General features: G+C 55.1%; 16 protein-coding genes. 6 read left to right on the forward strand and 10 right to left on the reverse strand.

Translation table 11 applies throughout. From position 1 onward, the window contains the following. Window positions 1-23: 23 nt before the first annotated feature. Entirely contained in the window at window positions 24-1496 is a 1473-nt protein-coding gene (locus AABA21_RS09425) for a serine hydrolase domain-containing protein (RefSeq protein WP_338249156.1), read from the reverse strand. Window positions 1497-1649: 153 nt separating this feature from the next. On the opposite strand from AABA21_RS09425, the gene AABA21_RS09430 reads away from it, so the two are divergent. Then, on the forward strand, window positions 1650-2174 hold the full coding sequence (locus tag AABA21_RS09430) for an NUDIX domain-containing protein (protein WP_338249158.1): 525 nt from the start codon (window positions 1650-1652) through the stop codon (window positions 2172-2174). 216 nt (window positions 2175-2390) lie between these two features. Continuing rightward, window positions 2391-3629 carry a chromate efflux transporter gene (gene chrA, locus AABA21_RS09435; protein WP_338249160.1) on the forward strand — a complete coding sequence of 413 codons (1239 nt, stop codon included), beginning with the start codon at window positions 2391-2393 and terminating at the stop codon, window positions 3627-3629. A 75-nt stretch (window positions 3630-3704) separates the two neighbouring features. On the opposite strand, the gene AABA21_RS09440 is transcribed toward chrA, so the two are convergent. The 3 genes from AABA21_RS09440 to AABA21_RS09450 form a co-directional block, all read right to left on the reverse strand. Beyond that, the gene (locus tag AABA21_RS09440; RefSeq protein WP_338249162.1) at window positions 3705-3965 is read right to left on the reverse strand and encodes a hypothetical protein; all 261 of its coding nucleotides are present in this window, start codon (window positions 3963-3965) and stop codon (window positions 3705-3707) included. A 67-nt stretch (window positions 3966-4032) separates the two neighbouring features. Then, window positions 4033-5331, reverse strand: a complete 1299-nt coding sequence (locus AABA21_RS09445) for an RNA-guided endonuclease InsQ/TnpB family protein (protein ID WP_338249164.1) — start codon at window positions 5329-5331, stop codon at window positions 4033-4035. A gap of 275 nt (window positions 5332-5606) precedes the next feature. Beyond that, the gene (locus tag AABA21_RS09450) at window positions 5607-6710 is read right to left on the reverse strand and encodes a YeiH family protein (protein ID WP_338249166.1); all 1104 of its coding nucleotides are present in this window, start codon (window positions 6708-6710) and stop codon (window positions 5607-5609) included. Between the two features lie 180 nt (window positions 6711-6890). Between AABA21_RS09450 and AABA21_RS09455 the strand changes: the two genes are divergently transcribed. Beyond that, window positions 6891-7769, forward strand: coding sequence for a LysR substrate-binding domain-containing protein (locus AABA21_RS09455; protein WP_338249168.1), 879 nt, complete (start codon window positions 6891-6893; stop codon window positions 7767-7769). On the opposite strand, the gene AABA21_RS09460 is transcribed toward AABA21_RS09455, so the two are convergent. The 3 genes from AABA21_RS09460 to AABA21_RS09470 all read right to left on the reverse strand — a co-directional run bounded on the left by AABA21_RS09460 (window position 7761) and on the right by AABA21_RS09470 (window position 9864). After that, window positions 7761-8327 (reverse strand): TetR/AcrR family transcriptional regulator, encoded by a 567-nt coding sequence (locus AABA21_RS09460; RefSeq protein WP_338249170.1) that lies wholly within the window; start codon window positions 8325-8327, stop codon window positions 7761-7763. The genes AABA21_RS09455 and AABA21_RS09460 overlap by 9 nt on opposite strands. 151 nt (window positions 8328-8478) lie before the next feature. After that, complete coding sequence (locus AABA21_RS09465; protein WP_338249172.1) at window positions 8479-9123, reverse strand: ThuA domain-containing protein; 645 nt, start codon at window positions 9121-9123, stop codon at window positions 8479-8481. A 99-nt stretch (window positions 9124-9222) separates the two neighbouring features. Continuing rightward, window positions 9223-9864: a thiamine diphosphokinase gene (locus tag AABA21_RS09470; protein ID WP_338249175.1), complete on the reverse strand. Its 642-nt coding sequence runs from the start codon at window positions 9862-9864 to the stop codon at window positions 9223-9225. A 178-nt stretch (window positions 9865-10042) separates the two neighbouring features. Here AABA21_RS09470 and AABA21_RS09475 point away from each other — a divergent pair, with 178 nt between their 5' ends. Together AABA21_RS09475 and AABA21_RS09480 are read left to right on the forward strand one after the other, a co-directional pair. After that, window positions 10043-10693, forward strand: coding sequence for a DUF1003 domain-containing protein (locus tag AABA21_RS09475; protein WP_338249177.1), 651 nt, complete (start codon window positions 10043-10045; stop codon window positions 10691-10693). A gap of 224 nt (window positions 10694-10917) precedes the next feature. After that, window positions 10918-13083: a hypothetical protein gene (locus AABA21_RS09480; RefSeq protein WP_338249179.1), complete on the forward strand. Its 2166-nt coding sequence runs from the start codon at window positions 10918-10920 to the stop codon at window positions 13081-13083. Between the two features lie 220 nt (window positions 13084-13303). Here AABA21_RS09480 and AABA21_RS09485 read toward each other — a convergent pair whose 3' ends face one another. Further along, the gene (locus AABA21_RS09485; protein ID WP_338249182.1) at window positions 13304-14107 is read right to left on the reverse strand and encodes an aminoglycoside adenylyltransferase domain-containing protein; all 804 of its coding nucleotides are present in this window, start codon (window positions 14105-14107) and stop codon (window positions 13304-13306) included. Window positions 14108-14475: 368 nt separating this feature from the next. Here AABA21_RS09485 and AABA21_RS09490 point away from each other — a divergent pair, with 368 nt between their 5' ends. Continuing rightward, window positions 14476-16491 carry a hypothetical protein gene (locus tag AABA21_RS09490; protein WP_338249184.1) on the forward strand — a complete coding sequence of 672 codons (2016 nt, stop codon included), beginning with the start codon at window positions 14476-14478 and terminating at the stop codon, window positions 16489-16491. A gap of 132 nt (window positions 16492-16623) precedes the next feature. Here the strand turns inward: AABA21_RS09490 and AABA21_RS09495 are convergent, their stop codons facing one another. Both AABA21_RS09495 and AABA21_RS09500 read right to left on the reverse strand, forming a co-directional pair. Next, on the reverse strand, window positions 16624-17520 hold the full coding sequence (locus tag AABA21_RS09495; RefSeq protein WP_338249186.1) for a LysR family transcriptional regulator: 897 nt from the start codon (window positions 17518-17520) through the stop codon (window positions 16624-16626). 53 nt (window positions 17521-17573) lie between these two features. Beyond that, window positions 17574-18047, reverse strand: coding sequence for a hypothetical protein (locus AABA21_RS09500; RefSeq protein ID WP_338249188.1), 474 nt, complete (start codon window positions 18045-18047; stop codon window positions 17574-17576). Between the last annotated feature and the right edge of the window lie 206 nt (window positions 18048-18253).

Consider the following 18253-nt stretch of genomic DNA (forward strand, 5'->3'; position numbering starts at 1 on the left):
AGAGAAGAGCTAAGAAACTTCTTCTATCTTGCTTTTTTTAGCTCTACCCAGTGACTGAGTGCCTGGGCAAGGCGGTTCCCCGGTGTTTTTTCCTTGATGGTGGCGGTAATTAATGCGCCGGTGAATTGATCGCCGCGTTGGATGAGATCCAGCCAGAGATGGTGGGGGTAGCGGCTCGCATCGGTGGTCCCGATGTCTCCCACCATGGTGCCCGTGAAGGAGCGCTCCTTAAACTCCACTTCGTTGACAAGGGCCTTCAATTGCTTGCCGAGTTGAGCATGTACGTCTCCGTCCTCTTTGAACCAGAGTGTAAATGGAATATCACCCTCGTAAGTATGCACATGTCCGCTCCACTGTCCCAGCAGGTGAGGATCGGGCTTGCACTCTGCTTCGGTCACGTCCTTTTGCTCTTGCTGCCGCTGCTTTATGCCCCGGGCGCGCTTCTCGGCGTAAGTAGGAATCAGGGCCGAGAAGATATCCGCGATGATCTGCTCCTGAAGATCTTTGTTGCCATTGGTGTTGGTCAGAATCGCCACCGCTACTCCAGCCGCTGGAACTATCTTCAAGAGCGTGCTTACACCATCCATGCCGCCACTGTGCCCGATGGTGTAATGATCTTCAACGTCATCGTAGATCCGCCAGCCGATTCCATAGCGTGTGAGTTCGCCCTGACGCGCACTGGGAGCATGCATCTCGTCCAGCGCTTCATCCGAGAGGGTCACTTTTTGATCAGGCAGCGGCTGCTTGTAATGGAACATGCTGAAGCGCATCAGATCATGCGCGCTGCAGTATACCTCACCAGCCCCTGGATGATTGCTTTCATAAAAGGGATAGGGCATCCCGTTGGACCCGTAGCGCTGTGCCTGATATGGCTCCAGACCCGGCCCAACGTTGATGGAGGCGCGCAGCATGCCCAGCGGCAGAAAGACCTCCTCACGCATGAAGGCGGCGTAACTTTTGCCGGAGAGCCGCTCGATGACTTCGTTCAGCAGGCCGTATCCCAGGTTGGAGTACATAAAGCGCTCGCCAGGAGGTGTTATCAGATGGCCGTAGCGTCGAATTGTCGCGTCCACCGAAGGTAGCTGGTATGCTGGTTCGTCCCGATAGAAAAACTGGTAGTGGAGCGGCAGGCCCGAGGTATGGTTGGCGACACGCCGCACGGTGGCCTCCCCGGCGTCTCCTACCCATGCGTGTAGTTTGCTATCTTCCAGGTAGTCGTTGATGGGATGATCAAGCTCAAGCAGTCCGCGCTCCTTGAGAACCATCAGCGCGGTCGCGGTAATCGGCTTGGAGATGGAGGCCAGCGAATAGAGCGTATGCGGGGTGGCGGGAATCCTGCGCTCCCGATCGGCCCAGCCGAATCCCTCTTCCCAGAGGATCTCATTTCCGTGTGCGACCGCGATGGCGATAGATGGGATGCCGCGCTCGACCATCTCCCGCTGGATACGTTCGCGCGCCTGGTGAAATATCTCACGTCCCTGTTGCGTTTCTGTCATGACGTATTTCCTCTATAGCGTCGTAATCTACATGTTTATATTGTTGCCAACTCTTGTTGACGGGCTACGACAATTTACATCATACTATATAAATAGCTCAGGCTAGAGGCGCGAGAAGCATCGATCATTATAGAGAACATAGATGGGGTAAATATGACAAATCCAACTGATCAGGTTATAAGGACCGAGCAGAACATTTCCTGGTTGCCGCAACCCAATGAGAGCTGGCACGTTCTTTCCTCTGTACCGCCACCACAGGAGGCAATTACCACCGCCTTTATCTTTGCCTTTGAGGGTGAGCAACTGGTGATGAGCCACCTGGTCAGGCGGGGCTGGGATATTCCGGGTGGGCACATCGAGCCTGGCGAAACGCCCGAGGAGGCGGCGCGTCGTGAAATATATGAAGAGACCGGGACGCGAGTGGGAGCACTGCGATTCTTCGGTTATCAACATCTGCATATGTCAGGACCTATGCCCGACGGCTATGGCTATCCCTATCCTGATAGTTACCAGGTCTTTTATCTCGCCCGTGTAACCGCGCTGGACGACTTCTCAAGCACATTTGAATCACATGGGCGCGGCCTCTTCTCTCCCAATGAGGCGCGCCAGCTCTCCTGGATCCGCGAGAACCTCGATTTCTATGAAGCCGCCCTGCAAGCCATTCGGCAGCTACACTGACGTATACGTGTACGTATACGTATACTGGAAGCACTTTTATGGATTGTCTCCAGGCCCTATCCGATTACGTGGACCTGAGTGCTTGTTCTTTCTATGGGCGTCTGTTATAACTTGTGTCAGCGGGCTGATAGCAGGTCGCCTGTTAGTATTTATGAACCTGATCTTGTAGGCTGATGTTGTACAGAGCACATGGATAAGGGAGCGCAGGGATGTTGTATGGAGACTGAAGATAGACTCTCTGTGCCGGTGGAACCGGCTGAAAGGCGGCCCCAGGGAACGTTTCTAGAAGTGTTGAGGGTCTTCGCTAAGTTGGGATTGACCTCGTTTGGTGGGCCGGTGGCGCACCTGGGATACTTTCGGCAGGAGCTGGTGGTGCGCCGCCAGTGGTTGGATGAGCATAACTATGCCGATCTGCTGGCACTGTGTCAGTTTTTGCCGGGACCTTCGAGCAGCCAGATGGGGATCGCGCTGGGTATCACGCGTGCGGGTGTCTGGGGTGGCCTGGCGGCCTGGCTGGGCTTTACACTGCCCTCTGCGATCGCGCTCGTGCTCTTCGCCTATGCGACCACGCTGTTTCATGCCACGGCCAGCACCGGCTGGCTACATGGATTGTTGATCGCGGCGGTCGCCGTGGTGGCGCAGGCGGTGTGGGGTATGGCAACCACGCTCTGCCCCGATAAAAAGCGCGCGACCATCGCTATCCTGGCGTCCATTATGATCTTGCTCTGGCCGGTAGCGCTCGCTCAGATCCTTATCCTGATCGTTTCGGGCCTGGTTGGCTGGCGCTGGCTGCGGAATATAAAGCAGAACGTGGCCGCCGATGATCTGCATATCGCGGTGCCACGGCGGCTATCTATCCTCTGCGCGGTCCTCTTCTTTGTGCTGCTGCTGGGACTACCCCTCTCGCGCCTGGTGATCCACAATCAGGGCCTGGCGCTGTTCGACACCTTTTTCCGCGTTGGCTCGCTGGTATTTGGTGGGGGACATGTGGTGCTGCCACTGCTGCAGCGCGAAGTGGTGCCAGCTGGCTGGGTCAGTAATGACCAGTTTATCACTGGCTATGCGGCGGCCCAGGCGGTTCCCGGCCCCCTCTTTACCTTCTCCGCCTATCTGGGAGCGGTCTCGCATCCCAGTCCCAATGGTTGGCAGGGGGCAATCATCGCCCTGGTGGCCATCTTTCTGCCCTCGTTCTTTTTTGTGATCGGGATCCTGCCGTTCTGGAATCGCCTGCGCACATATCAATCTTTTCAATCGGCCCTGCGTGGCATCAATGCCGCTGTGGTCGGCATCCTGTTGGCCGCCCTCTATCAGCCGGTCTGGACCAGTGCCATCCATGCGCCAGCTGATTTCGCCCTGGCTCTGCTGGCCTTCGGCCTGCTGGTCATCTGGAGGTTTCCTCCCTGGGCGGTCGTCCTGATCGCGGCCGTGCTGGGCAGCATTATCCAGCTCCTCTAGCGCTAGAGGAGCTGGAATGAAGTTGTCTGTTGGGATCGCTGATGGTCAAATGTAGAGTAGAGTATATGCCTGGGATTATAGCTTTAAATAGACATAATCGGTGAGATTGAAAAGCTGCTCGGTTTTGGTACCGGTGGAAGGATCGGTGTAGCTAACGAACACATCGTCACCATCCTGGCGTACTCCCAGGACACGCACCTCTTGCTGCATGATAATAATCACGTTATCGCGTGCCACCGACCGCACATTCCTCCAGGTGTAGGTTGTCTGCTGGCGCGCAAACAGCAATTGTTGCTGTTGCTCCTGACGCTGTCGTGAGGTTCTCTTCTCGACCATTCATCTGCGCTTTCTGGCTGAATATGGTACAGATTTTTACTTCTTATATATTATAGTTCCGTCACGACTAGCGAATCCTGACCAGTGCCAGGATTTTCACGTGAGCAGCTTTGTGAGGGAACGATTTCCTCACGGGATGGACTACCGGCAGATGGACCCTGCTCTCCCCATCCGCTACTCCCTCCGCCTCAAAGGCATCAGGAGCTGCTTTTCGAATGATGTTATATGATCCGTTGCAATCGGCGTTGATGAGTCGGCCATCTTTGGCCCGATAGAGGCCCCGTGCGATGCGTTTTCCGCTGAATACTGGCTGTTTTTCCTGGCCAGGCGTATAGGTGGGCAGGGGATCACGGTCCAGGAAACTGGCCTTGCTGGTATAGGCCTCTTCCGTGAGCAGCACCCGGATGCCTTTGTGTTCCGCTTTATAGGTGAGCATCTGGATCAAGCGTGCGTGGGGAAGCTGGACAAAGTGCTGGTTGTTGCGTGTGCCCAGCTTGATTTCCTGCTTCCAGCCTGCGTTACGACCAATCACCAGAGTGCCAATGCCCTCGGCGACGAGCACATCCACCACAAAACGGGAGATGGTATGCAGATCATGTTCAATGCGCCGATTGCGCCAGACGGCCAGGCGCTGCATGCGCCGAGTACAGCCAGGGTGACCGAGGGCCTGTTGCAGATCAGCCATCGTCTTGTTGTAGAACTGGTTCGTACTTTTGAGACCGCGTCCGTTAACGACGACCGGGACAAAGCCCGGCTTGTTTGAAGTTAACGCGATCACATTGTCGACACCAGCATCGATGCCCGCGATGAGGGAAGGGTTAACGGCAGATCCGGCTGGTTCCTGTTCATAAATGATCTCCACGACAGCAAAGCCATGTTTGGGAACCACCCGGACCTGCGAGATCGCCTTGGGGTCTTGCCGGGTTTTGATCTGAATGCCCAATCCCGAAGGCGCAATGATGCGTCGTCCCAGAGTCCGTTTGCTGCGACTGACTGCCTGTATCGTATAGATGAGCACGTTGCGGCCGGTTGTTTTGTGCTTGTACGTGGGCAGTTGGGGACGACGACGGAACTTTGAGGGATCGGCCTTGTAGGCTTTGAGTGCCTCAAAGAACGATTTCCAGTTACGTTCGAGCAGCAGGAGCACCTGTTGGGCCACTTTCGCAGGAAGCGCTTTGTACGCTTCATGCGACTGCATGCGCCGATCCATTTCCTGGTAGTTGAGATATTTCCCTTCAAAGAGAAAGGCCTGCCGGATTTCATACAGTGCCGTATTGTAAAGATTTTTAGAAGCGAAGCAGGCTGCGTCAAGCGTGGCATAGCGTGGATCATTCCGGTCAATGATGTGCTTTTCAACCAGTTGCATGATCAGCTCCCCCTTCCTGCACAAGACGCTCTGTTTTGTGTTTGGCATGCCGTTGCCCATAAAGTTTGGCGCAAAACGCGTACACGATGCTGGTGAGATCTGCGACCAAGTCTTCTGTGCTATTACATTATACCAGTTTTTCCAATAAATTACTCTATTTTTTGCTACTGTCCTCCCTCTTGATGCTTACTCCGACACTGTATATTAAAGCTTCACTATGTTGCCTGGTTGTGAGTATCCCCGCCCTGTTGGCTTACACAGCGCTTGCTCTGTAACTAGTGAGCCAGGCCGAGAGGGAAGGTGAGCAGCGTGCTGGTCAAGATAAAAATAGCCAGGGTTAGCAACGATGTACCAAGCACACGCCACCCATGACGGCGCAACTTACTGACGTCTACCAACAATCCCATGGCCGCCATCGCCATGACCATTAAAAAGATACTGGCCTGTAGGACGAGATTGGCGATATCTTTTGAAAACCAGCCGAAGGAGTTGATGGCGCCCACCAACAGGAAGCCCAGAACAAACCAGGGGATTGGCAGCTTGCTCAGCTTCAGATGCCCCTGGCTCCCATCTGTTGCCTGCCGTTGCGCTTTATAGGTGAACAAGAAGGCCAGTACGAGGGCGACAGGCGCCAGGTATACCACACGCGTCAGTTTAACCACAGTAGCTACCTCGGCTGCCCCTGGGCCACCGGCGGGACCTGCCGCTATTACCTGAGCGATCTCGTGCAGCGTTGAGCCGGATAGGATACCGTACCAGGTGCCATGCAGGTGGATGAGGGGAGCGATAAAGGTGAAGCCCAGTACTCCAATGGTGCCGACAATGCCACAAACTGCGACCGCCAGCGAGGTATCCTCTTCATCATTCTCTGGCATCAAAGCGGCGATCGCTCCTACTGCCGACGCTCCACAGATAGATTGCCCCACGCTCAGCAAGAAGGCGAAGTTTTTTGATAATCCAAGCAGACGGCCGATACGTGGCAGGACCGTCAGACCAAATAGGATGAGCAGGCCGTCCAGAACCAGGATCTGTAGTCCACTGGAGGCGATGAGCTGGAAGTTCAGTCGTACACCTGTCAGGATGATGCCCAGGCGCAGGATTTTTTGCGCCGAAAATCTTACACCTGATGTCAGGTTCATCGGCAGCTTGAGCGTGACACGCCAGGCGAGGCCCAGAATGAGCGCGATGGTCAGGCTTCCCATGATGGCCAGTCCTGGCAGTGGAGCCAGCCAGTACGCCACCAGTCCGATAAGCGCGGTCAAGGCTATACCAGCCCAGAAGGACCAGCGTGGTGCCTGACGATCGGGTTCTCTGACCCGCGAGGATGTGTTACTAGCACTTTGTATGTCAATGCCGTTCGTCTGCTCTTGAATCTGCATGCGATGAGCCTCTTTCTACTGCCAGATTGTTCGCTGATAGCGGGCAAATGCAATATATATATGCATGTAATTATTTAATCGTGAAAAGTATACTGTGATTTGCGTGATAACTCCAATACATGCTATATATAAAGGTGATAACTTAAAGTTATACTGCAGAAAGCAGAGTTGGGCGGCGCGATGAACTTTAATCATTTACAGATCTTCTACAAGGTAGCTCAGCTGCAACATTTTACCCGAGCTGCAGAAGCGTTATTTATTAGTCAGCCAGCAGTCTCCAAGCAGATCCATGAGCTAGAAAAGAGCCTCGGGCAATCACTTTTTACCAGAACCGGGCAGAAGGTGTACCTGACCGAGGCGGGCAGGTTATTATATGAATATGCTGAGCGTATCTTCACTTTAACAGCGGAGGCAGAGATCGCCCTGGATGAATTGCAGGGTCTGCTACGCGGTCATCTCTCTGTGGGGGCCAGTACCACGATCGGCACCTATCTGCTACCAGATCTGCTGGGACAGTATACGAGCCTCTATCCGCAGATCCATCTCTCGGTGAAGGTTGAGAATACCAGCGCGATTGAGGAGGCCGTGCTCAGTCATCAATTGGAACTGGGATTGGTTGAGGGGAAGGTCAATCACGCTGAACTGGAGGTGCGTCCATGGCGCTACGATGCGTTGGTGCTGGTCAGTGCCTGTGATAAGGCTTTAGAGTGGCCAGAGGCTATGACCTTGCAGCAATTCATGGACCTGAACCTGCCGCTGGTGGTACGTGAGTCCGGTTCGGGTACGCGCACTGTGCTAGAGGAGGCTTTGCTTGCGCATGGCGTTCAACTCCCTGTGCCATTAATGGAACTGGGGAGTACCGAAGCCATCAAGCGCGTTGTCTCGGCCGGTCTGGGCTATGCCTTTATCTCGCAACTGACTATCGAGCTCGAAGTGGCTGCCCAACGCTTAAGACAGATTCCCTTATCCGATTTTGAGTTGCGGCGTCCACTCTATCTGATTTTCCCACGTCGTCAGCGGTTCTCGAAAGCGGCCGAGGCTTTTCTACAGTTACTTTGATGGAAGCTCTTTGGGGAGCAGGGCCGCTTCGCTGGTGGGACGCGCGATGAGCTCTTCATAGATGTTACCCATTAGCTCGATGGGATACGGCATGTTGTGGTCCAGCCACCATTCGATCAGTGCGATGGAGGAGGCTACAATATGATAAGAGGCGATCTCAAGCGGAACGATGCTGCCGGGTCGTGGTCCCGTCTCGTTGAGGGTGGTGTCTGTGGCCGCCTTGAGGATCTGCTGGCGCACATTATAGGTGCCCAGGAGCGCGCGAATCGCCTCATGGTGCTCCTGCACATAGCGGAATATCAGGACGCCTGTGCGGTCAGGACCACTGGCGGGCCGGGCGGAGCGCAGCAGTTCAACCAGTTCGACCAGGACCACGTCCAGTACGTCTTTGAGCAGTTCATGTTTATCTTTATAGTGGCGGAAGAAGGTCGCGTAGCCGACGTCGGCCCGTTCGGTAATATCCCGGATCGTTACAGCATCAAATCCCTTTTCCAGCGTTAACTCGATTAATGCTGAGGCCAGACGACGTTGGGTTCGTTTGACTCTGCGATCCTGCATGCCCATGTTATTCCCCACCTCATTGTATGTTTGTGCTTATTTAGCATACCACATTCATGCATAAAGAGGATAATCTGACAAGAATAAAAGACTGTTGCACCTTTTTGCGTAATTACGCAAAAAGGTGCAACAGTCTTTTATTCTTGTCAGATTAGCGGCTGGCCCAGAGCATGCCGCGCTGCATAATGGTGAGCGCTTCGGGGACGTCGAAGTCGGTGCGTACATGTCCCAGGGAGGAGTAGAAGACGCGACCTTTGCCCCAGCGTTTCTTCCAGGCGACCGGGACGACGCTGCCTTCGATCCAGTCGGCGTACTGGCCGCCGAAGGTGGTGGTGGCCAGGACCTCGATCTGGGGATCGATGTGCATATAGTATTGCTCGGAATGCATCTTGAAGTCGGAGAGACCGGCGGTAATGGGATCTTCGTGGTTGGTGATGTTGACGGTATAGTCGATGATATTGCCGGGATGGGCCACCCACTGGCCTCCGACCATAAACTGGTATTCTGTATTGTTGCGGAAAGAGTCTGCCATGCAGCCATGCCAGCCAGCGATGCCAGTCCCATTTTTAACCGCCGTGAGCAACCCCTGCTCTTGCTCACGGGTGATGGTTCCCATGGTCCAGATCGGCACAATTAGATCCAAGGCCTGCATCTTTGCTTCATCCTGGTAAACGTCCAGGTCGGTGGCTACTTCTACTTCGTAGCCTTGCTCGCGCAAGAAAGGTGCGAAGAGATTCGCTCCTTTCTCTGGCTCGTGTCCTTCCCATCCTCCCCAGACAATCAGTGCTGATTTCATCTGCTCTTTTCCTATTCTATCAAGTTTTTTCGTTGAACTTGAAATATAGCTTCTGTTAAAAAGTATAGGTTTTCTTTCACCTGTTTGTCAACGCGATGATCAGCGTTTGCTGGTGTGGATCAGGATGAGCATTCCTTGCTGGATGGCGACGCTGGCCTGTTCGTGCACGAGTTCGTTGCTGATGCCACGTGGGGTGCCGAGCCGCAGGCTTTCACCGCGCAGGGGATAGAGCAGGTTGGTGGTGGTGATGGCCGTTACCTCGGGCGTGATGGGGAAGAGAGAGAGGAAGTCGCCCGCCTCGCCCACGATCTCGCTCTGACCGGGACCCCGCAGTAGCCAGCAGATAGTGGGCCCGTCGATGATGCGAATGGAGAGCTCGGGAAAGCCCGTGAGCAGGAAGGTGTTGGCCAGGGTATGCTCGAAGCGTTGCCCTCCCAGCGCGCCGAGCAAGGTAACAGTGCGGGCGCCGATTTTTTTTGCCTCTAGTAGCGCCAGTTCGGTGTCCGTTTCGTCTTTCTGAGCGGAGACACGTACGATCTGGCTTCCCAACTGCTGTAGCCGCGCCAGTTGCTCGCTGGCCAGAGAGTCGAAATCTCCCAGGATCATGGTGGGGACGCAGCCGTACTCCAATGCGGTGGCCGCCCCGCTATCGGCGGCCAGAATCAGATCGGCGCTCTCAATGGCCTGGCGAACCGCCACGCTCGCACGCACCGTGCCACCCGCGAAAATAACAATATGCATCCCATCTCCCTGCGTTAGCTGTGATATTTTTCTCAAGAATGTAGCACAGGATCGATGCCGCTGTCCAGTATGGATTGGTGAGAGACAAAAAGCTGAGCCAGACGTTTAATTTAACGACAGGATTCGTGCGACGAGCACGTTCTATGGACTTACTTTTTAGACCAGAAAGGATGCAGGCATGGATACGGTTCCGAATAAAACCAGGGTAGGATTGTCAACCACGAAGCAGGAGCAGGCGCTTCGCTCTCCTTTTCCCCATCTCGATGTTGCGCAGTGGCGCTTCCCTAAATTCACGCATAAGCATGCCCCGATCATTAACGTCAATGAGGCGCACGATGAAAAAATGTCCAGGGGCGCTAAAATCGCCGACGCGGTCGCCACGACCGTTGGCAGCTGGCCCTTTATTATTGTGCAGTCGATTATCTTGTTGAGCTGGATTGTTCTAAATGTTATTGGTTGGATCAAAGCCTGGGACCCCTATCCCTTTATCTTGTTGAACCTGGCGCTGTCGTTTCAGGCGGCTTACTCGGCCCCCTTTGTGATGATGAGCCAGAACCGGCAGGCGCAGAAGGATCGCCTGACGGCTGAGAACGACTACCTGACTGATTGCAAAGGTGAGGAAGAGCTGCGCAATGTGATGGAGCACCTGGATCATCAAGACCATATGATTATCCAGCTGTTGGAGCACATCGAAGCTCAGCATGAGCGCATTGAAGCCCTGCACCAACTCATTTTGCAACGTCTGGAGCAGGCGCCCGCTGAAGTCGTCAAATCCGCGATAACGATAGATGCTCCTACTCCCCAGCCCACTGCGGATCAACAGCAGTGATCTGACCTACCTGCTATGGTTGTTTCTTATTTGTTCACGCTCTTTATACTGAATGTGGATTGCCCTGTCCATTCTTTGGGTTGTGGTGGATATTGAAGGTAGAAAGAAAGAGTAGTGTAATGAAGCAACCAGAGCATGTAACATGTAAATCGCGTGGCAGGCGTCCCCTACCACTTATACTTTTACTTATTTGTGTTGTATGTCTTTTATCGTTAGGAAGTCAGTTGCTGGCGGGTAATGGTCTGCTACCCCAGGCCGCGAGCGCGCGCAGGATAACCAGGCAGACCCATGTTCGGCACGCGATCAAGATTCCTGGTCACGCCCATCATCTTGCCAGGAAGGGGTCGCAACTGGTTAAGCATGCGGCTAAAACGGGAGCCCGGCATGAGAAAACAAAAAAGCAGGTGAAGATGGGCGTGCCAACGGCGACCGCGACCGCCACTAAGACGCCATCAGAACCGACTCCTAACTTGTATATTCGACAGTTCCGTATGGGAGGGCCCCACCTGGATGTGGGTAAGAAGCTGATGTATGTCCTGTTTTCTGGCAATAACGAGGGCGCAGCCAGCGTGAAGAAGCACGATTCTATTGTGATCATGGATGTGGTACCACTGGGTCTGAAAGACTTGAAGGTACAGGCAAAGCACTGGAAAATCACCCTCAGCGACACGGTCAGTCCAGCCGTCTTGACGGCCACGTACGATGGTTCCTATCCAGTTAAGGCCGGCGCCGTGTTGTCACCGATTTTCCTCACCGGGACTGTGACGGCGGACGCCGCGCCCTCTATTACGACAACCGCCACGGTCGATGCGCCAAACAATACCAATCCACTCGATAGCATGGTCTCGGACACTGTTTATGTGGGATCGAATGCTTCGTCGCCCTATGCGCCGATCTCCGATACACTTGCTGGTACCCCGGCTTTAGCCTTACCATCAGCAGAGCCGTTAGCGACGGCTCTGCTTACGCCGACGACGATGGCAACCGCTTCGCCATCAGTGGTGCCGTCAGTGACGGTTCTACTCACGCCGACGGCCACGGTTGCCCCTTATCCATCCCCCACCCCCTCACCGAGGGCGATGACGATGGTTACTCCCACACTTGTGGCGACAGCCACGGCCAATCCGACGCTAACGGCGACGGCGATGCCGAGTCCCATGCCGTCCGCAACATCTACCGTGATGGCGGGTCCGACGCCTCGTGTATCCTTGACACCCGTTACAACACCACTGGCTACGGGGACCGCGACAGCTACCCCGGCTATGGGACCTCGCCTGTCCATCTCGATCAGTAGATCGGGCGCCCCGGCTGGTGATACCTATGCCGTTGGTCAGCAGGTGAGCTATGTGCTACAAGTCACAAACGCCCAGGTGCCCGAGAAGCAGATTGTGTCGGTGTTTGATATCGCCGCGGTTGGCATCAGCAACGTCACCTTTACGGCTCCTGGATGGACGCTCGGGGCCTCGAATACGGTCGGGCCGGTCGCCCTATCAGGCACATTCAACGGACCCTATCCTATCGCGGCTGGCGCGAATCTGCCCCCGATCACCATCAGCGGCACGCTGACCAGTACCGCGGGACCCCTGTTCTCCAACGCCGCCGCTGTGATATCCAGCGACGATCCCGATTCGCCGAGCAATATCTGTGTTGACTCGATCGCGGTACAGGCTGCTGTTACTCCCACAGTGACGGCAACCGCGCCATCTATGGGTACCACGACTCCCACCGTTGTGAGTGGCACGACCCCAACCGCTGTAGCGATCGCGACTCCAACGGCCGGAAGGAGCGTGCCTCCAACCTTTGTTGCTGAACCGGCAGCAACCGCGACGGCACCCACCACCGGGTCGACCGCGACGGCGATGCCAGCTACCACACCAGCGGCGACGAGCAGCGCAGCCACGGCCACCGGCACTTACAATCAAGGGATGGCCGCCAGACCCTTTTTAAAGCGGCGATCGGGGCTCGCCCTGGCTATCGTCAATTCCAATCTGTATGGAAGTCATGCCTCGGTACAGGGTCGGGTGAAGCTGGCCCTGGTGGTGGCGAATACGAGCACCATCAGAACAACTGCGGACCCTGGCTCTATCGTTGTTGACGAGGTCATTCCACTGGGATTGAGCCAGATCGCGGCGCAGGGTAAAGACTGGCGTATCTCTCTCAGCGATACCGTCAGTCCCGCGATCGTCCATGCACAATACACCGGAAAGGCTGAACTGGGACCAGATATGGCCTTGCCTCCGATCTCTATCACCGGTGTGCTGAACCGGGATGCTGTGCCCATCCTGACCTCGACCGCGGCGGTTAACCTGTCCGGTAGCAGTGATAGCAACAATGCGATCACCGCTTCAGATACCCTGCTGGTGCGCGACTCCTGGCAGCAGCTCCGCTAAACATCTCTGCCATCCGCTCCCCTCTTAAAAACTGGTGCTATCCACGCTCTACACAAAGCGTGGATAGCACCGGTGGCGTTCCACGATCAATATGTTGAGTTGGTGCGACAGGGCGCGAATGCGCCCTGTCGCACCAACTCAAAAAACCGTGCGGCCGCGCTAGCGGACGCCTGTGCGGGGGCGATCAAGTTCGCCAGCAAGAAGAAGGCGCATTCTCTTTTTATGTCTTCTGCCAATCGCGAATGTACTTATCCATGTAGGCGGCAAACTTATTCAGCAGGTCGAGATCAAAATCACGTTCGTTAGAACGGCCGCGATAGATATCCAGCGCATGCGTGATCAGGCCAATGAACTCCGCCGGTAGGGTAGTCAGGCCATAGACGCCCCCCTCATCTTTTGAATAAATATGGCTACCTTGCAGATAGGCATAGACCCGGCAGGCATTGAGTATAAAATAGACGCTATGGCTGTTTTTCGCTTTATTCGCCCCCTGGTAGTCCTCAATGATGGAGTCAATATAATACCTGACTGGTATCTCGGGGAAGGTGGGTGGAATCTCCTCTCCATAAAGGGTGACGCCACGTTTGCGCAGGATGGTGATATGCGCGTCCAGGTCGATATCGTGGACCTGCCTGTCATTCCAACGTTGCCACGTCCCATTCTCTAGCTCGTCCTGCATCTTCTGGCGCCAATCCTCGCTATAGTGCAGATCAAATGGGAGTGGATGCTGGTAGGGATTGATCTGATCGGCGACCAGGAAACTGATCTCTATAGGATGGGGCTGTCCTGAGGATTGCAAGAGCTGTAGCATAAGCTGGCGCTTCACGAAGACACTCAGGGGCTGGTGGGTTACTACCAGTATATCGACATCGCTGATGGTAGGATTAAAGCATCCCATCGCCAGCGAGCCATGGAGATAGATCCCGAGCAACTGAGTGTCAAGGATGGTGCGCAAATTTTCGCATAACATATTCACCTGCACACGAGTGGAGGTCGGGCAGTTTGCCCAGCTATATTGAGCCAAAGCGGTACGCCGATCCTTTCATCTTCGATTTTTTAAGCACTGCCAACGCGTATATGTACACTATAAGCTATCTATTGGCATCCTGTAAATGATGAAGACAAAAGAATGGTACACAGGTTTTTGTAGTGTGGGATGCGGAACATGGCCAGACTGGCCGACCATGTTCCGCATCCCACACTACAAAAACCTGGATGAGAATATCAGCACCGGCATATAAAAAATTCATAAGGTACTTCGGGCCTGAGATGTGTTATAATAGCCTGCAATATCAGGTAATACTGATGGTTTCTATTAAAAAACGTAGCTTGCCGTAAAAAGCATACTATGAATTTGAATATATTAAAAGTGGTTTCGTGAGGGGGGACAATATGGTAAATGGAAGTTCAGACGATTTTTCGATCAGCGGCCAGGAAGAAGATGAGCTGGCCCAATCGATACAGGATAATCCGCAATCTTCGATCTCAAAAACGTTGCCCGATCTTTCTCAGGCGCAGGTGCGCGCGGCGACTGGCCGCCTGCATCCGGCGTTTTCGTCGGCGGCCAATCAAGAGGCGCAGCTATATGATCCAATGCTTATGCGCAGTCCATGGCTGGAACAGTATGCAGGAAAAATAGTGGCGTCCCTGGCGCTCATCTTTTGCTCTACCTGGCTACTCCTTTTTATATCTCTTCCGCTGCCGGCTAACAGCCCGCTGATTACGTATGTGGAATGTGCTTTGCAGGGGATCGGTGGTGGAATTGCCCTGCTATTTCTGCTGCGCATGCTGGCGTTGAAACATGGGCTCAGGCGTAAAGTACGCCACCTGCTGGTGGAGACAATGCTGTCGGAGGAGACCGCGCTTGCGTTACATGTTGAGGCGCAGTCATTGCGTATGGCGAACATGATATGGACCCTGTTTGCGTTCGGCCTGCTGTTATCCCTCAGTGGTCAACTGCTCTGGCTGGGGACGGTACGGGGTTTGATCCCTTTCCCCGATAGCTATCGTGCGCCGCTGATCCTGATGTATTTCGTTTTTTATGCCGCGATCACGCTGCTGGCGCGCAGGCACGCGACGTTATTGGGGCATTTTCGCGTCCTGCTGGATCTGTTACTGATTGGTGGCGCGGTCCTGGCCCTGGCCTGGTTTTTTGTCCTGAACCAGCTGTTTGGGTCGCCGCAGGACACGTTGCTGGCCCGCGTGTGGCTGGCCTGCTTGCCGGTGAATGACATTGTGCTGGTGACGCTGAGCTCCTTTTGCCTCTGCAGCCTCACGGTCTCAGAGGAGATGGAGCGGGTGTTCGTGCGACTCTTCTGGGGTATGTGTTTGCTGGCGTTCAGCGATAGCCTCTGGATCTATGAGGTTTTGCGTCACGATACCCACCTGGAAGTGATTCGCGCCATCAGCAATCCGCTGGGCCTGCTCTTGATCGCGCTGGCGGCTGTCAAGCATCCACAAATGATACTGGAGGAGCGCCTGCGCCTGCAGCAGCGGGTGCGTAGCTATGGACGGTCGCTGGCTTTTTCGCTGCGCTCTATCTCTCCTTCCCTGTTGATCCTGACGACCTGCGCCCTGTTAAATACCGTGATTGCCGCGCGTGGTGGTCAGACCCTGTTACTGGCCATCGGGAGTGCGTTTGTGCTGATGGTGGGTTTGGTGACGCGCCAGTCCCTGAGCCTGATGGAACATGGCCGGATGATACGGCAGCTGCAGCATGCCCTGTTGCTTACGCAGCAGGAGCTCAATGAGTCGAGACACGTCATCGATCAGGTTTCACGGGAGGCCCGGGAGAAGCGGGCCGTTGAAGAGGCGATCGGCATCCTGCGCAATGCCCATGCCATGCTGGCCCGTGGCGACTTTTCCGCCCGCGCGATCGTCACTTCTGGCCCCCTGCTGCCCATCGCCATGAGCTTTAATCTTATGGTCGAACGCCTGAGCACGCTGAAGCAGCAGACGGAGGCCTATGAGCATCTACGCAACGAATGCCAGATGTTGCGTGGCGTGGTTGAGCATCTCTCTATGGGTGGACCCCTGGCGCCCATGCAAAAGATCAGCCAGAAGTCGCCGGAGCTGCGGCCGATCTTTCTGACCCTCGTCTACTTTCAGCGCCAGCAGCAGCAGCAGTGGCATGCCCAGATGCAGACGCTGGAGATGATCAAGGCGCAACTGCAATATCTCTCCGAGGGCATAAGAGCGCTGGACGAGTATTCATTTACCTCCGCCACCGATCGCGTGATCTTTGGTCGCTTGAAAGGCTCCTTTGAGCAGCTCAAGCATCCTCTGGAACAGCTGAAGCAGCGCGTAGAGTATCTGCATATGCAGTTCGTCTCACGTGACCTGCGCTCGGCCGCCGTGTGCGCGACTCCAACAGAGATGGATGTCCAGCCCGATGCTGCTAATCAATAAGCAATATATGAGTCATCCCGGATTTTTCAAAAATCCGAAAAATGGGTTCCTCGCTCTCAGAGCGGGAGGACCCTGCACCCCCAGTTTTGGGAACTTTTGAGAAAGTTCGGGATGACTCATGACAGCCAGCCGTTAGATACGAAGCTTGCCGCGTGTCTCTTCGCGCAGGATGCGCAGAAATTCATTGGCGGCCATGGAGAGGGTGCCGGTCCGTTGATGCTGGATGACGACGCTCTCTCTATGCAGATCTGGATCGGGCTGAAGCGTGAGCTCGACCAGGGTGCCCATCTTGAGCCCGTAGCGCGCGAATGAGCGCGTCATAAAGGCCACCCCGATCTCGTTGAGCAGCAAATCATAGGCGGTCTGCGGGGGCACCTCGATGACCGCGCCCTGGGTTGCCAGGTTGTGTGCCTGCCAGTAGCGCGATGCCAGGCTCCAATCGATGACCAGGAAGGGATCGCTTTGGGCCGCCAGTTCCGCGATGCTCACCTGTTGTTGCCGGGCCAGTGGATGGGTGGCGTGGGCCATAGCAATCAACGGCTCGTGTATCTGAAAAATAGTCTGCATCTCGGGTGAGAAAAAGGGTCCGGTGACCAGTCCAAACTGGATAAAGCCCTCGTGGAGCATCTCGACAATCTGCTGGTTGTGGCCCGTATGTACCGCGATATCCAGCTTGGGCTGTTCTCTATGCAGACGCGCCAGGGCGGTGGCGAAAAAGCCCGTGGCCTGCGTGGGCGACAGTCCCAGCATCAGCTGTCCCCTTTTACCTTGCAACGTATGCTGGGCGCTCTCCAGGCCGGCGGACATCGCTTGCAACGCCTGCCGCGCATGCGGCGCGAAATTCTTGCCCAGCTCGGTCAGTTGGAGACGCTGGCCCCCACGAATGAAGAGCGCGCCCCCAACCTCCTGCTCCAGCGCCTGGATGCGCAGACTGATCGACGGCTGTGAAATATTCAGGCGCCGCGCCGCCTTGCTAAAGCTCCCCTGCAACAGAATCTGGTCGAACGCCTGCAACTGATTTAGATCCAATGTTTCGGCCTCACATCCCCAAAAATTCTTCTGCTCTACCAGGGTGCGGCTGGTCAGGCAGGCTGCATGATGTGGTGGGTGGTGACCTTGTGGGTAGCTTTTTTGTGCATGAGGATGCGAGATCCGCAGAAGATGTTGCGGCGCGTGAAAGGTGGTGGGGTCTCGCGTTCATAGCGCTCACGGACCGCCGGATTATGCAGGGCGGTTGGCACAAAGAACCACGGCTCAGCCAGCGGAGTGGCGTACAGAGGATCATGTACCCAGTCGGGACAATCCAGTTCATATTGCTGGCACAGATATTCTATCGCCGCCACGCAGAAGAGGGCCCAGCGCCAGTGCTCCGGCTGTGACTGCTCCTCGACAACAATAGGATCAACCATCAAGGCCTGGCGTGCTTCCGCGTGATAGTCAAAGAAGTCGTTGAGGAAAGTACCCACAGCGTAGCGAGGGTCATCCCCTTGCGTGATCCCCTGATAGATGTTTTTAATCGTATGCAGTTCATCTGTAAATGTGAGTACCATATTCATTGTGGCATATCCCCCGTGCTTATAAAATGCTTTCATTGGTAGTATACCATTACTACCTTGTTGCGCACGCTACAGAGAGAGTGCCTTACTCTCATTTTACAGAGGTACGTGCGCGCCCCTGCACAGGCGTCCGCGTGCGCGGCCGCACTGGTTTTGATGTTGGTGCAACAGGGGCGCAGATGCGCCCCTGTTGCACCAACATCAAA

The sequence above is a fragment of the Dictyobacter halimunensis genome (assembly GCF_036245075.1).